Annotated in this window: 11 protein-coding genes; 6 read left to right on the plus strand and 5 right to left on the minus strand. The window is 63.4% G+C overall.

From position 1 onward, the window contains the following. Window positions 1-12: 12 nt before the first annotated feature. From AC04SF_RS14235 to AC04SF_RS14260, 6 genes are all read left to right on the plus strand, one after another. Window positions 13-1,161 carry an efflux RND transporter periplasmic adaptor subunit gene (locus tag AC04SF_RS14235; protein WP_488478315.1) on the plus strand — a complete coding sequence of 383 codons (1,149 nt, stop codon included), beginning with the start codon at window positions 13-15 and terminating at the stop codon, window positions 1,159-1,161. Beyond that, on the plus strand, window positions 1,161-4,319 hold the full coding sequence (locus AC04SF_RS14240) for an efflux RND transporter permease subunit (protein WP_488478316.1): 3,159 nt from the start codon (window positions 1,161-1,163) through the stop codon (window positions 4,317-4,319). The genes AC04SF_RS14235 and AC04SF_RS14240 overlap by 1 nt, the downstream gene beginning before the upstream one ends. A 98-nt stretch (window positions 4,320-4,417) precedes the next feature. Next, a complete protein-coding gene (gene deoC, locus AC04SF_RS14245) occupies window positions 4,418-5,473 on the plus strand; it encodes a deoxyribose-phosphate aldolase (protein WP_488478317.1) in 1,056 nt (351 codons plus the stop codon). Window positions 5,474-5,541: 68 nt separating this feature from the next. Continuing rightward, window positions 5,542-7,914 carry an aldehyde dehydrogenase family protein gene (locus AC04SF_RS14250; RefSeq protein ID WP_488478318.1) on the plus strand — a complete coding sequence of 791 codons (2,373 nt, stop codon included), beginning with the start codon at window positions 5,542-5,544 and terminating at the stop codon, window positions 7,912-7,914. 300 nt (window positions 7,915-8,214) lie between these two features. After that, the gene (locus AC04SF_RS14255) at window positions 8,215-8,946 is read left to right on the plus strand and encodes an SDR family oxidoreductase (RefSeq protein WP_183464576.1); all 732 of its coding nucleotides are present in this window, start codon (window positions 8,215-8,217) and stop codon (window positions 8,944-8,946) included. A 26-nt stretch (window positions 8,947-8,972) separates the two neighbouring features. Next, window positions 8,973-9,818 carry a fumarylacetoacetate hydrolase family protein gene (locus AC04SF_RS14260; RefSeq protein WP_488478319.1) on the plus strand — a complete coding sequence of 282 codons (846 nt, stop codon included), beginning with the start codon at window positions 8,973-8,975 and terminating at the stop codon, window positions 9,816-9,818. Window positions 9,819-10,026: 208 nt separating this feature from the next. On the opposite strand, the gene AC04SF_RS14265 is transcribed toward AC04SF_RS14260, so the two are convergent. The 5 genes from AC04SF_RS14265 to AC04SF_RS14285 all read right to left on the minus strand — a co-directional run bounded on the left by AC04SF_RS14265 (window position 10,027) and on the right by AC04SF_RS14285 (window position 15,394). After that, a complete protein-coding gene (locus tag AC04SF_RS14265) occupies window positions 10,027-11,025 on the minus strand; it encodes an ABC transporter ATP-binding protein (RefSeq protein ID WP_488478320.1) in 999 nt (332 codons plus the stop codon). A gap of 17 nt (window positions 11,026-11,042) precedes the next feature. Next, complete coding sequence (locus AC04SF_RS14270) at window positions 11,043-12,104, minus strand: Gfo/Idh/MocA family protein (protein ID WP_488478321.1); 1,062 nt, start codon at window positions 12,102-12,104, stop codon at window positions 11,043-11,045. Continuing rightward, window positions 12,101-12,940, minus strand: coding sequence for a carbohydrate ABC transporter permease (locus AC04SF_RS14275; RefSeq protein WP_488478322.1), 840 nt, complete (start codon window positions 12,938-12,940; stop codon window positions 12,101-12,103). Before AC04SF_RS14275 ends, AC04SF_RS14270 begins: the two co-directional genes overlap by 4 nt. Before the next feature lie 10 nt (window positions 12,941-12,950). After that, window positions 12,951-13,880 (minus strand): carbohydrate ABC transporter permease, encoded by a 930-nt coding sequence (locus tag AC04SF_RS14280; RefSeq protein ID WP_202356931.1) that lies wholly within the window; start codon window positions 13,878-13,880, stop codon window positions 12,951-12,953. A 254-nt stretch (window positions 13,881-14,134) separates the two neighbouring features. Then, a complete protein-coding gene (locus AC04SF_RS14285; protein WP_202352018.1) occupies window positions 14,135-15,394 on the minus strand; it encodes an ABC transporter substrate-binding protein in 1,260 nt (419 codons plus the stop codon). Between the last annotated feature and the right edge of the window lie 15 nt (window positions 15,395-15,409).

Raw genomic sequence — 15,409 nt, forward strand, 5'->3', positions numbered from 1 at the left:
CGTATCGTCCTATTGACCACAATCCTCCTCCTGAGCGGCGGCTACGGGATTTGGCGCAACCACGCCGGCGGCGTGGCAAGCGCAGCCACCCAATCGACCCAATCCGCGCCCAAGGTCCCGGTCACCGTGGCCACCGTGCAAAAGACCGATTTCCCGCTTTACCTCTACGGGCTCGGCACGGTGACGCCGCTGAACAGCGTCAGCATCTCCAGCCGCGTCGCCGGTGTCGTCAACCAGGTTCCTGTCGAGCAGGGACAGATGGTCAAGCAGGGTGACCTGCTCGCCGAGATCGACCCTCGCCCGTATCAGGCGGTGCTCGACCAGGCGAAAGCCAAGCAGGCCGAGGACGAAGCGACGCTGAAGAATGCGCAGGTCGTTCTCGATCGCCTGTCCACGCTCCTGAAAAAGACCTTCGAAACCCAGCAGGATGTCGACAACCAGCAAGCGGTGGTCACGACTGCCGCCGCCACGATCGAGGGCGACAAGGCCGCCATCGAGGCGGCGCAGCTCTACCTCGATTTCACCAAGATCACGGCGCCGCTGACCGGCAAGACGAGCTTCCGCACCATCGATCCGGGCAACATCGTGCAGGCCGGTCAGAGCCCCGGGCTTTTCACGGTCGTACAGCTGCAGCCCATCTATGTGTCGTTCACGCAACCGCAGGACGAGGTTTCGACCATCAACAAGGTTTTCGCTTCTGGCCCGGTTGCGATCGATACGCTGGGCGCGGATATGAAAACCGTGCTGGCGAGCGGCAGGCTGGAGGCGATCCAGAACGCGGTCGACCAGGCTTCCGGCACGATTTCGCTCAAGGCGACGTTCGCCAACCAGGACAATGCGCTATGGCCGGGCTTGTCCGTCAACACACGCATACATGTCGGCACCATGGCAGGCGCGATCGTGGTGCCGGACGAGGCTGTCCAGCATGGCCCTGACGGGCTCTTCGCCTATGTCGTCGGCGATGACGGCAAGGTCCGTCGTCAGACCGTCAAGACCGGTCCTTCGGACGGCGGCGAAACGGTCGTCACCGACGGCCTCGGTGCGGGACAGCGTGTCGTGGTTGCCGGCCAATACCGGGTGGTTGACGGCGCAAGCGTCGACGCCACGACGGCTCCCGGCGCCGGACAGGCGCAGAACGGCGCTGCCGGAGGTGCAAGCTGATGGCAGCCATCGGTGTTTCCACGCCTTTCATCCGCTATCCCGTCGCCACGTCGCTGCTGATGATCGGCGTGCTGTTCGTCGGCGTGGTCGCCTACCTCAACCTGCCGGTCGCGGCGATGCCAAACGTCGACTTCCCGACGATCCAGGTATCGACCAGCCTGCCGGGCGCCGACCCGATCACCATCGCATCGTCGGTGACACAGCCGCTCGAGACGCAGTTCGCGCAGATCCCCGGCATTGCCGAAATGACGTCGAGCAGCCTGTCCGGTTCCAGCCAGATCACCTTGCAATTCGCCCTCGATGTCGACATCGCATCGGCCGCCGGGCTGGTGCAGTCGGCCATCAATGCCGCCGGCGGACAGTTGCCGAAGAACCTTCCCAATCCGCCCACCTACAGGGAGGTCAACCCGACGGATTCGCCGATCATGCTGATTGGCGCGAGCTCGACCGACTTGCCCCTGACGACGTTGAGCGACGACGTGTACACCAAGCTGGCGCAGGTGATCAGCCATGTCGACGGCGTCGGCCAGGTGCTGGTCGGCGGCCAGCAGACGCCGTCGATCCGGGTCCAGCTCGATCCGGCCAAGCTCGCGGCAAGGGGCCTGTCGCTGGAAGCGGTGCGCACCCCGCTCTCGATCGGCACCGTGGACCTGCCCAAGGGCAACATCCAGGGCCAAGTGCGCTCCTTCACCATCTTCTCCAACGACCAGATGACCGCGGCCGATGACTGGAACAACGCCATCATCGCCTATCGCGACGGCGCGCCGGTGCGGGTCAAGGATGTCGGCCGGGCCGTCCTCGACGCGCAGGACTACACCCAGGCCGGCTGGACCGACACGACGCGCGGCGTCGTCCTCGTCATCTTCAAGGAGCCCGGCGCCAACATCATCGACACGGTCGACAAGATCAAGGCCGAGCTGCCCATGCTGACCGCCTCGATGCCGGCTTCGCTGAAGCTGCAGGTGCTTTCCGACCGGACCCAGACCATCCGCGCCTCGGTGGCGGACGTGCAGTTCACGCTGATGCTCACCATCGGGATGGTGGTGATGGTGATCTTCCTGTTCCTGCGCAATGTCTGGGCAACCGCAATCCCGGCCTTCACCGTGCCGCTGGCGCTGCTTGGCGCCTGCGCCCTGATGTGGTCCGCCGGCTACAGCATCGACAATCTGTCGCTGATGGCGTTGACGATCTCCATCGGCTTTGTCGTCGACGACGCCATCGTCATGCTGGAAAACATCGTCCGCTACATCGAGCACGGCGAGAAACCGATGGATGCCGCGATCCGCGGCGCCAGCGAGATCGGCTTCACCATCATGTCGATCTCGATTTCGCTGGTGGCGGTTCTGATCCCGCTGCTCCTGATGAGCGGCATTATCGGCCGCCTGTTCAAGGAGTTCGCGGTGACGCTGGCCATGACCATTCTGGTTTCGGCGTGCGTTTCGCTGACGCTGACCCCGATGCTGGCGTCGCGTTTCATCAAGCCCGCCAACGAGGAACATCACGGCAGGCTCTACCGGTGGAGCGAAAGCGTCTTCGACGGCATGCTGCGCGCCTATGAGCGTGGCCTCGACCGGGCGCTTGGACATCGTTTCATCACGCTGCTGGTGTTCCTGACCTGCGTGGGGCTGACCGGCTATTTCTTCACGCTCGTTCCAAGCGGCTTCTTCCCGCAGCAGGACACCGGCCTGATTTTCGGCCAGATGATCGCCGGTCAGGATGTCTCCACCAACCAGATGCAGTCCTACATGGCGCAATTTGCCGGGATCGTCTCCAAGGATCCGGCGGTGGCGCATTTCGCGGCATCGACGGGCGGCAATGGCAACACGCAGAACACCGGCCGCATGTTCATCCAATTGAAGCCTCGTGACGAGCGCGACGTTTCGGCCGACCAGATCATCCGGCGATTGCAGCCGAAGCTCTCGGCCGTCCAGGGCGCGCGCCTGTTCATGCAGGCCTCGCAGGACGTGCGTGTCGGCGCCAGGCTGTCGGCGTCGCAATATCAGTACGTGCTGGAGAGCAGCGACCTCGATACGCTCGACGACTGGGCGCCCAAGCTGTTGACGGCCTTGCAGCGTCTGCCCGAATTGCGGGACGTCTCGACCGACCAGATGAGCTCCGGCACGACGCTGACGCTGCAGGTCGATCGCGACCAGGCCGCCCGCTATGGGCTAACGGCGAACGATGTCGACAACACGCTCAACGATGCCTTCGGGCAGCGCCAGATCGCGCAATATTTCACGCAGCTTTCGACCTATGACGTGATCCTGGAGGTGCTGCCGTCGCAGCGCGGCGACCTCAAGGCGCTCGACCAGATCTATCTGACGACATCGAACGGTTCGCAAGTGCCGCTCTCGGCCATCGCCAAATGGACGACGAAGCCGGTGCAGCCGCTGGTCATCAACCACGAAGGCCAGTTCCCGTCGGTGACGATCAGCTTCAACCTGGCGCCTAACGTGGCGCTCGGACAGGCCACCGCCGCGATCGACAGGGCCGCCGCCGAGATGCGGCTGCCGGCGACCATCCAGACCAATTACACGGGGACGGCGCAGGCCTTCCAGCAGTCGCTGTCTTCGGTGCCGGTGCTCATCCTCGGCGCCCTGGTCGTGGTCTATCTGATCCTCGGCATTCTCTATGAAAGCTACGTCCACCCGCTGACCATTCTCTCCACCCTACCCTCCGCCGGGCTTGGCGCGCTGGGCACGCTGCTCGTCTTCCATATGGAGTTCAACCTGATCGGCCTGATCGGCGTCATCCTGCTCATCGGCATCGTCAAGAAGAACGGTATCATGATGGTCGACTTCGCCATCGCGGCGGAAAGGGACCAGAACCTCAGTTCCCTGGACTCGATCCGCCAGGCCTGCCTGCTGCGCTTCCGGCCGATCATGATGACCACCATGGTCTCGATGCTCGGCGCGCTGCCGCTGATGCTGGAGAACGGCACAGGCGCGGAGATCCGTCAGCCGCTCGGCTACACCATGTTCGGCGGACTGCTCATCAGCCAGGCGCTGACGCTTTTCACCACGCCGGTGATCTATCTCTACCTCGACGACCTTTCCCATTGGCTCACCTCATTGCGCAAGCGTGAGCAGGGTGACAGTGAACCCGAACTTATGGAGGCTGAAATCGGCCCGCCCGGGCGCAAGTTGGCGGCCGAATAGGCTGCCTCAACGCTTGAGGCCGGCATCAGACAGGACAGGCTTGTGGCCTCGACCGAAACGATCGTGTAAGTATCGCCCTAAACGAGAAAGGGCAGGAAATGAGCAACACGATCCGCGAAGCCGAGCCTGGCACCAGCGCGTCCAAGGTGACGCCGCTGCCGGCCCGCGCCGCCGCCAACACTCCGGTGCAGCAGGACCATCGCATTGCCCGCAATCCCGGCATGAAGCTCGATCTCGGCTTCATGGAATCGGTGCGCAGCGTCAACCGTTCGGCGCTGGAAAGGCGCGTTGCCAGCCTGACCAAGCGGCGCTCGATCAAGGCCGACAACCAGGCGGCCTGGCTGCTGCGCGCCGTCGCCTGCATGGATTTGACGACGCTGAATTCCAACGACACCGAGGAGCGCGTGCGCCGGCTCTGCGCCAAGGCGATCAATCCGTTCCGCCGCGACATTGTCGAGGGCCTCGGCATTGCAGGCGAAACCATCCGGCCCGCCGCGGTCTGCGTCTATCATCCCTTCGTCGCCACCGCCGTGGACGCCGTGCGCGGCACCGGCATCCATGTCGCCGCCGTCTCCACCGCCTTTCCGCATGGCCTGGCGCCCCTGTCGACCCGCCTGCAGGAGATCGAGGCTTCGGTGCGCGACGGCGCCGACGAGATCGACGTCGTCATTCCGCGCGGCCTGGTATTCGGCGCCAAATGGCGGGAGCTCTACAACGAGATCGTCTCGATGCGCGCCGCCTGCGGCGACGCGCATCTGAAGGTCATTCTCGGCACCGGCGACCTCGCCACTTTGCGCAACGTCATGCTGGCCTCGATGGTGGCGATGATGGCAGGCGCCGACTTCATCAAGACCTCGACCGGCAAGGAAAGCGTCAATGCGACGCTGCCCGTTGGGCTGGCCATGGTGCGCGCCATCAGGGCCTATTTCGAGGAAACCGGCTATCTCATCGGCTTCAAGCCGGCCGGCGGCATCTCCACGGCCAAAGCCTCGCTCGACTGGCTGGTGCTGATGAAGGAAGAGCTCGGCCGGCCGTGGCTGGAGCCAGAGCTGTTCCGCTTCGGCGCGTCGAGCCTGCTGACCGACATCGAGCGGCAGCTCGAGCACCATCTGACCGGGCACTATTCGGCCAACCACCGCCACGCATTGGCTTGAGCACCCAACCGGATCGGCCTGGCCGATCGACCCTCCCCGCGAAGGGAGAGGGTGAAGGAGGCACCCCTATGAATATTCTCGACCGCTATCACGCCATGGAATACGGCCCGGCGCCGGAAGCCCGCAACGAGGCCGATGCGTGGCTTGCCGCGCGCGATTTCGGCAAGGCGCTGTTCATCGACGGCAGCTGGAAAGCCGCGACCGGTGGCAAGACTTTCGAGACCAGCGAACCGTCTTCGGGCATGCTGCTGGCCAAGGTCTCGGACGCCAGTGCCGCCGACATCGACGCGGCGGTTGCGGCCGCCACCAAGGCGCTGCCGAAGTGGGCGGCGTCCTCGGGCTACCAACGCGCCAAAGTGCTCTACGCGATCGGCCGCGCCATGCAGCGCCACCAGCGCCTGTTCGCGGTGCTGGAATCGATCGACAACGGCAAGCCGATCCGCGAAAGCCGCGACATCGACGTGCCGCTGGCGATCCGGCATTTTATCCATCATGCCGGCTGGGCGCAGGCGCTGGACAAGGATTTTCCCGGGCACAAGGGTGTCGGCGTCGTCGGCCAGATCATCCCGTGGAATTTCCCGCTGCTGATGCTGGCCTGGAAGATCGCGCCGGCGCTGGCCGCCGGCTGCACGGTGGTGCTGAAGCCGGCCGAGTTCACGCCGCTGACCGCTATCCTCTTTGCCGAAATCTGCGAGCGCGCCGGCGTGCCGAAGGGTGTCGTCAACATCGTCCAAGGTGGCCCGGAAGCGGGTGCGGCCATCGTCAACCATCCCGGCATCCAGAAGATCGCCTTCACCGGTTCTTCGGAAGTCGGGAAGATCATCCGGAAAGCCACCGCAGGATCGGGCAAGAAACTGTCGCTGGAGCTCGGCGGCAAGTCGGCCTTCATCGTCTTCGAGGACGCCGATCTCGACAGCGCCGTCGAAGGTCTGGTCGACGGCATCTGGTTCAACCAGGGCCAGGTCTGCTGCGCCGGCTCGCGGCTCTTGGTGCAGGAAGGCATTGCCGAAGCCCTGATCGCCAAGGTCAAGACGCGGATGAGCCGGTTGCGCATTGGCAGTCCGCTCGACAAGAACACCGACATCGGCCCGCTGGTCGATCTGACCCAGCTAGACCGGGTCAAGGGCCTGGTCGCCGAAGGTGCGAAACAGGGCGCCGTCTGCTGGCAGCCGGATGCGGCGCTGCCATCCTCCGGCTACTACCATCTGCCGACGCTCGCCACCGGCGTTTCGCCGGCTAATATCCTGGCGCAGGAAGAGGTGTTCGGACCGGTTCTGGCGACCATGACCTTCCGCAACACCGAAGAAGCGATCGAGCTTGCAAACAACACGCGCTACGGCCTTGCGGCGAGCGTGTGGAGCGAGAATATCAACCTCGCTCTGCATGTCGCGCCGCAATTGAAGGCCGGCGTCGTCTGGGTCAACGGCACCAACATGTTCGATGCCGCCTGCGGTTTTGGCGGTTATCGCGAGAGCGGCTTCGGCCGCGAGGGCGGGCGCGAAGGCATGTTCGAGTATCTCTCGGCAAAGCTGCCGCTCGGCCCAATCATCAAGCCGGCGGTGGTTTCGGCGCAACCGGTCGAACAATCGGACGGTGGCGCCATCGACCGCACGGCAAAACTGTTCATCGGCGGCAAGCAAGTTCGGCCGGACGGCAATTATTCGCTCGCGGTTGCCACCGCCAAGGGCAAGCTCGCCGGCGAAGTCGGGCTTGGCAACCGCAAGGATATCCGTGACGCCGTTGCGGCCGCCCGCGCTTGCAAGGCGTGGCCGGAGGCGACCGCCTACAACCGTTCCCAGGTGCTTTATTACCTGGCCGAGAACCTTTCCGGCCGCGCCGGTGAATTCGCCGCCCGCCTGACAGAACTGACCGGCGCAACGCCCAAGGCAGCGCGGGAAGAAGTAGACCAGACCATCGAACGGCTGTTCCTCTATGCCGGTCTTGCCGACAAATTCGAGGGCCGCGTGCACCAGCCGCCGGCCCGTGCCGTGACGCTGGCACTGCACGAGCCGGTCGGCGTCGTCGGCATCGTCGCGCCGGACGCCTCGCCGCTGCTTGGCCTGATCTCGCTGATCGCGCCGGCCTTGGCCATGGGCAACACGGTGGTCGCGGTGCCGTCCGAACGGTACCCCCTGCTTGCCACCGATCTCTACCAGGTGATCGAATATTCCGACGTTCCGGCCGGCGCCATCAACATAGTCACCGGCCGCACGGCCGAGCTTGCCGGTGTGCTGGCCAAGCATGACGATGTCGACGGGCTGTGGATATTCGCCGATGCCGAGGCCTGTGCCAAGGCGGAAGCCGAGTCCATCGGCAATCTCAAGCGTGTCTGGAGCGGCAATGGCCGCGGCCTCGACTGGGCGTCCGACGAAGCCGCCGGCGACGCTTTCCTGCGCCGCGCCATCGAGGTGAAGAACGTCTGGGTGCCTTACGGAGATTGATTGATACTGCCAGCAATGTGCCCATTTTTGCTGCAATACGCCTGAACCCGTGTGGCGGCGCGACTGATTGTCCGGTTGTCATACATGTCGTTGCATCAGAGCAAGCGATATGCATTACATCTGACGCCGCGAAGGTGATCGTGTTCGGGCTTGACGCACGGACACATGTTCTTTAACGAGAAAAAACATCTTTATCAGTGAACTGGCTGCGACACAGGCCGCACAATCGAGCCTGACTGGCACATGACGCCTTCGCCGGCCGCCGATAAAGGCAGTTGACCCAAGCTGACGAGGAAAAACATGGCGGATCTGGCAGGCAAGGTCGTTGTCATCACGGCAGCGGCGCAAGGCATCGGCAAGGCGAGTGCACTGGCCTTCGCCAAGACTGGGGCCACCGTCCATGCCACCGACATCAACGAGACGCTTCTCGCCGAACTCGCCAAGACGCCAGGGATCAAGACCCGCAAGCTCGATGTGCTGAACGACGAGGCCGTCAACGCCGCCTTCGCCGAGATCGGCCGCGTCGACGTGTTGTTCAACTGCGCCGGTTTCGTCCATTCCGGCTCGATCCTCGAGATGAAGGATGGCGATCTCGATTTCGCCTTCAACCTCAATGTCCGTGCCATGATCCGCACCATCAGGGCGGTGCTGCCCGGCATGCTGGAGCGCGGCGATGGATCGATCATCAACATGTCTTCTGTCGCCGGCGCCGGCAAAGGCGTGCCGAACCGCTTCGCCTATGGCGTCACCAAGGCCGCGGTCATCGGCCTGACCAAGGCAATTGCCGCCGACTATGTCAGCAAGGGCATACGCTGCAACGCCATTTGCCCGGGCACGGTCGAAAGCCCGTCGCTGCAGGACCGCATGCACGCGCAAGGCGACTACGAAGCCGCCCGCGCCGCCTTCATCGCCCGCCAGCCGATGGGCCGGCTCGGCACGCCGGAGGAAATCGCCGATCTCGCCGTCTATCTCGCCGGCGCCACCTATACGTCCGGACAGGCCTATAATATCGACGGCGGCTGGTCGATCTGAACCAATCTGACTGAGGAGAGAATTCAATGAAACTGCTGCGCTATGGCGAGGTGGGGAGCGAACGTCCCGGCCTGCTCGATGCGGATGGAACGATCCGCGATCTCTCCGCCCATGTCGCCGACATTGCCGGCACGGTGCTTCATCCGGCCTCGCTTGAGATGCTGGGCAAGCTCGATGCGAAGTCACTGCCGGCGGTATCCGGCAAGCCGCGCCTCGGCCCCTGTGTCGCCGGCACCGGCAAATTCATCTGCATCGGCCTCAATTATTCCGACCACGCCGCCGAAACCGGCGCCACCGTGCCGCCGGAGCCGATCATCTTCATGAAGGCAAGCTCGGCCATTGTCGGCCCGGATGACGACGTGCTGATCCCGCGCGGCTCTGAAAAGACCGACTGGGAAGTCGAGCTCGCCGTGGTCATCGGCAAGACGGCAAAATATGTCAGCGAAGCCGATGCACTCGATTATGTCGCCGGCTATGCCGTTGCGCATGATGTCTCCGAGCGCGCCTTCCAGGCCGAGCGTCAGGGCCAGTGGACCAAGGGCAAGAGCTGCGACACGTTCGGTCCGACCGGCCCATGGCTGGTGACCAAGGACGAAGTCGCCGACCCGCAGAACCTCAAGATGTGGCTGACCGTCAACGGCAAGACCATGCAGAACGGCTCGACCAAGACCATGGTCTACGGCGTCAAATATCTGGTTTCCTATCTCAGCCAGTTCATGTCGCTGCACCCCGGCGACATTATTTCCACAGGCACGCCGCCCGGCGTCGGGCTGGGCATGAAGCCGCCGGTGTTCCTGAAGGCTGGCGATGTGGTGGAGCTGGGCATCGAGGGCCTCGGCCAGCAGAAGCAGACGTTTAGGGCTGACGTGTAGCGACAGCCTCCTACCTTCTCCCCTTGTGGGAGAAGGTGGCCTCGCGAAGCGAGGTCGGATGAGGGGTGCGCGAAGGATCTCGGCTTAGCAGAAGCAAGCACCTGAAATCCTTCGATCTTTTTACGCCTCACTCCGCTGGAACACCCCTCATCCGTCTCGACCCTGCGCGCCGACCCACCTTCTCCCACAAGGGGAGAAGGTCAGGGCACTACTTGATTGTCTTCCCATCCATTCCAAACCGATAGGTCTTCGCCGGATCCGGCGTCGCATACAACGTTGCTCCTGGCTCAGCGTCATAGACGCCAAAGATGCGCACCGTGATCAGCCCGGCCTTTTCGCAATCGAGATAGAGATTGGTGTCGGCGCCGAGATGCTCAGCATGTACCACCGTGCCCTTCCAGGCGCCTGACTTCGTGTCGACCGTCAGATGCTCCGGCCGCACGCCGATGGTCTTGGCCGTCTCGCCGAGCCTGGCGCCGTCGATGAAGTTCATCTTCGGCGAGCCGATGAAGCCGGCGACGAACTCGTTTGCCGGCGCATTGTAGAGCTCCATCGGGCCCCCGATCTGCTCGATTCGGCCAGCATTGAGCACGACGATCTTGTCGGCCAGCGTCATCGCCTCGACCTGGTCGTGGGTGACGTAGATCATCGTTGCCTTGAGCCGGCGGTGCAGCTGCGCGATCTCAAGCCGCGTGTTGACGCGCAGTGCCGCGTCAAGGTTCGACAGCGGCTCGTCGAACAGGAACAGTTTTGGCTCGCGCACCACGGCGCGGCCGATGGCGACGCGCTGGCGCTGGCCGCCGGAGAGTTCGGCCGGCCGCCTTTCGAGATAGGGCTCCAGCGATAGCATCGACGAGGCGATGCCGATGCGGCGATCGATCTCTGGGGCGGGAGTGCCGGCCTGTTTCAGGCCAAGGCCCATATTGTTCTTCACCGTCAGATGCGGGTAGAGCGCATAGGTCTGGAACACCATGGCGATGCCGCGCTTGGCCGGCGGCGTGACGGAGACATCCTCGCCATCGATCACCACCCTGCCCGAGGTCGAATCCTCGAGGCCGGCAATGACCCTGAGCAAGGTCGACTTGCCGCAGCCTGAGGGGCCGACGAAGACGACGAATTCGCCATCATTCACTTCGAGGTTGATGCCCTTCAGCACCTCGACCGGCCCGAAGGCCTTCTTCACATTCTCGATCTTCAGCGAGCCCACAATATTTGTTCCTAGCTCTAGAGTTTGACGGCTGCGCCGCTGCGCACGCTCTCGTCGGCGGCGAGGCAGACGGCGAGCGATTTGACCGCATCGTCCATGTGTTTGGTGAGGTCCAGATCCTCGCGGATCGCCTTCAGCACGAAGGCCTGTTCGAGGTCGCAGAGGTCCTGGTGACCGGGTTCGCCTGCCATCGACAGCAATTCGTCCTGCCTAGCGAACTTGCCGTCCGGGCCGGTCGCCGCACTGTGCAGGCGGATGGTCGAGGTCTTGGTGTGGGTGTCGATATCATCAGACCTCACGCCTTCTTTCATGACGATCGACACGCAGCCATTCGGCGACATGACGTCCTTTACGAAGAAGGCCGTCTCCGAAATCATCGGACCCCAGCCGGCTTCGTACCAGCCGACCGAACCGTCATCGAACAGAACCTGCAGGTGGCCGTAATTGTACATCGTTGGCGCCACCTCCCGGCTCAGCCGCACGCCCATGCCACGCACTTCGACCGGCCTGGCGTCGGTGATCTGCAGCATGACGTCGAGATAGTGGACGCCGCAGTCGACGATCGGGGAGGTCGTCTGCATCAATTGCTTGTGCGTCTCCCAGGTATGGCCCGAGGATTGCTGGTTGAGGTTCATGCGGAACACGTAGGGGCCGCCGAGCTTGCGCGCCTCGGCGATGAGCCTGATCCAGGACGGGTGGTGGCGCAGGATATAACCGATCACCAGCTTCTTGCCATTGGCCTTGGCCGCTGCAACGACGCGCTTGGCGTCCGCGACCGTCGTTGCCAGCGGCTTTTCGACAAAGACGTGGCAGCCGGCTTCGAACGCCCTGACCGCATAGTCGGCATGGCTGTCGGAATAGGTGGCGATGCAGGCGACATCGGGTTTTTCGTCGCGCAGCGCCTCGTCGAAGGAGCGCTTGATGCCATAGCCCGACAGCCCGTCCGGCAGCGGCACGTCGGAGCGGTTGATGAGGGCAGCGATCTCGAAGCCCGGATTGGTGTGGTAGGCCAGCGCATGGCTGCGGCCCATATTGCCGAGCCCGGCGACGACGACGCGAAGGGGGGTCTGCGAACTCACTTGACGGCTCCGGAAGTAATGCCGCGGATCAGCTGCCGCGAGAAGATGACGTAGAGGATCAGCACCGGCATGATCGCCAGCGACAGTGCCGCCAGGATGGCGTTCCAGTTGGTGACGAACTGGCCGAGGAAGAGCTGCGCGCCGAGCGTCACCGTCTTGGTCTCTTCCGACGGCGCCAGGATCAGCGGGAACCAGAGATCGTTCCAGATCGGGATCATGGTGAAGACGGCGACCGTCGCCATCGATGGCCGCACCAGCGGCAGCACCAGGCGGAAGAAGATGGTGTATTCCGACAGGCCGTCGATGCGGCCGGCATTCTTCAGATCCTCGGACACCTGCTTCATGAATTCCGACAGGATGAAGACGGCGAGCGGCAGGCCTTGCGCTGTGTAGACCAGGATCAGCGCCGTCAGCGTGTTGACCAGCCCGCTCGCCACCATCAATTGCAGGATGGCGACAGTGCCGAGCCGGATCGGGATCATGATGCCGAGCGCCAGGTAAAGCCCCATCAGCGTGTTGCCGCGAAAGCGGTATTCCGACAGCGCAAACGCCGCCATGGCGCCGAACAACAGCACGAAGAACAGCGAGGCGACGGTGACGACGAGGCTGTTCTGGAAATAGTGGATGAAATCGCCCTGGCCGATGACGGTGGTGTAGCCGATCAGGTCGAATGTCTTCGGCGTCGGTGGCGTCAGCGGCGCGCCGAAGATGCCGGCGCGCGACTTGAACGAATTCATGATGACCAGGATCACCGGAAACAGCGCGATCGCCGTGTAGGTCAACAGGATCGCGTGGGCGCCGATGGTGCGGGGCAGCGAACGGGTGGCGGTGCTCATCTCTTGCCCCTCAGAACTGGTAGCGACGCAGGCGCGTCTGGACGAGGAAGAGGTAGACGCAGACGCCGCCGAGGATGATCAGGAACATCATCGTGGCGATCGCCGCACCCATGTTGGGATCGCCGACCTGCAGCTGGAAGCCGAAGAAGGCACGGTAGAGGAAGGTGCCGAGAATGTCGGTCGAATAGTTCGGTCCGGCGAGCGCGCCTTGCGCGGTATAGATCAGGTCAAAGGCGTTGAAATTGCCGACGAAAGTGAGGATCGAGATGATGCCGATCGACGGCAGGATCAGCGGCAGCTTGATCTTCCAGAACTGCGACAGGCCGGTAATGCCGTCGCATTCGGCCGCCTCGATCACCTCTTCGGGGATCGACAGCAGGGCGGCATAGATCAGCATCATCGGGATGCCGACGAACTGCCACACCGAGATCAGGCTGAGCGCGGTCAGCGCATATTCTTCCTTGCCGAGCCAGGGCGTGAAGAAGCTTTTCAGGCCGACCAGGTCCATCATATGCGGCGCCACGCCCCACAGCGGCGACAGGATCAGCTTCCAGGCGAAGCCGACAATGACGAAGGACAGGATGGTCGGCACGAAGATAGCCGTGCGGTAGAAGGCGGCAAATCTCAACCTCGGGCTGGACAGCAGGGCGGCCAGCATGACGCCGATCGGGTTCTGCACCAGCATGTGGATGATGAAGAACCAGACGTTGTTGCGCAGCGCATTCCAGAAATTCACCGACCAGTTGGGATCGCCGAACAAGGTGCGGAAATTGTCCAGACCGACAAAGATCTGGTGCTGCTCGATGTTGCGGAACAGCGACAGCTGCAGCGTGCCGGCGAGCGGCAGGATCATGATCGCCGTGTAGACGAGCACGGCCGGCGCCAGGAAGATGCCGATGTGCCAGCGAAACGGTCTTTTCGGTCGGATATCTGCGGCCATGAGTTCGGTCCCCGCCGTCTCTCGGTTCCAAAGGGTGTCAATGCTAGATGATGCCTCGATGCACGGCCCAGACATCCTTGCCCGGTACGGCAAGAACAAAGGCCTGCGACTGATCAGCTAGCCTTCCCCAAGACGAACAAGGGTAAGGCCGCGAGGCGGTGCCGACAATCGCTATCTGGACGGACGCACTTCCGAAAACCAGAGTATCCGGAACCGGCCAGGCATGCGCCCAGCCGGCTCCGTTGCCTGAGCTCTTACTTCGCCGGCTTGTACCAGCTGTCGAGACCAGTCTGCAGCTTCTTGGCCGCGGCTTCCGGGGTGTCGGTGCCGTTGATGACGTTGGCCGATTCAACCCAGGTCTCGTTTTCGAGGTTCGGCGTGCCGCGCGACAGGATCTGGTAGGTCGAGCGGATCGTCGACTTGCACTTGCCGCGCCAGGAGACGAATTCCTGTGCGAGCGGGTCCGCCATCTTCACCGGAGCGGAGTTCAGGCTGAAGAAGCCCGGCAGCGCGTTGGCGTAGATGGTGGCGAAATCCGGCGAGGCCACCCAGGACAGGAAGGTCTTGGCCGCATCCGCGTGCTTGGAGGCTGCGTTCAGGCCCATGCCGATATCGGTATGGTCCGAGATGTAGCAGGTGTCGCCGGCCTTCTCGACCGGCGGCGGGAAGGCGCCCATCTTGAACTGGGCCTGGGTGTTGAACAGGCCGATTTCCCACGAGCCGGCCGGGTAGATGGCGGCGCGGCCAAGCGTGAACAGGTTCTGGCTGTCCGGGTAGGTCTGGGCTTCGAAGCCGTCGCCGAGATACGGCTTCCACTTGGCCAGTTCCTCATAGGGAGCGACCCAGTCCTTGTCGGTCAGCTTCTGCTCGCCCTTGATCAGCGCTGCACGGCCGTCCTCGCCCTTCCAGTAGTTGGGGCCGATGTTCTGGTAGCCCATGGTCGCGGCTTCCCAGAGATCCTTGGTGCCCATCGCCATCGGGATGTAGGTGCCGTCGGCCTTGATCTTGTCGAGCGCGGCGAAGAACTCGTCACGGGTCGTCGGCACCTTGATGCCGAGCTTGTCGAAGGCGTCCTTGTTGTAGATGAAGCCGTGGATGACCGACGCCATCGGCACGCAGAAGCTCGCCTTGCCGTCGTCGGTCTGCCAGGCGGACTTGGCCACGGCTGAGAAGTTTTCCATGCCGGGCAGGGCCGAGAGATCGGCGAGGTTGCCCTTCTTGTAGAGTTCAAGCGACTTGTCGAACGGGCGGCAGGTGATCAGGTCGCCCGCCGAGCCGGCGGCGAGCTTGGCGCCGAGGGCCGCGTCATATTCGGTCGGCGCCGAGGGTGCGAACACCACCTTGATGCCGGGGTTCTTGGCTTCGAAGGCCGGGATCAGCTTGTCCTTCCAGATAGACAGGTCGTCGCCGCGCCAGCTTTCGATGTTGAGCGTTACGTCCTCGGCGTAAGCAACCCCGGCCGAGCCGAGAATGCTGGTGCCCAGAAGCAGTGCCGTCAGTAGTTTCGTTGTCATGCTCAGTCTCCCTGT

The sequence above is a fragment of the Mesorhizobium sp. CNPSo 4671 genome, from assembly GCF_057784245.1.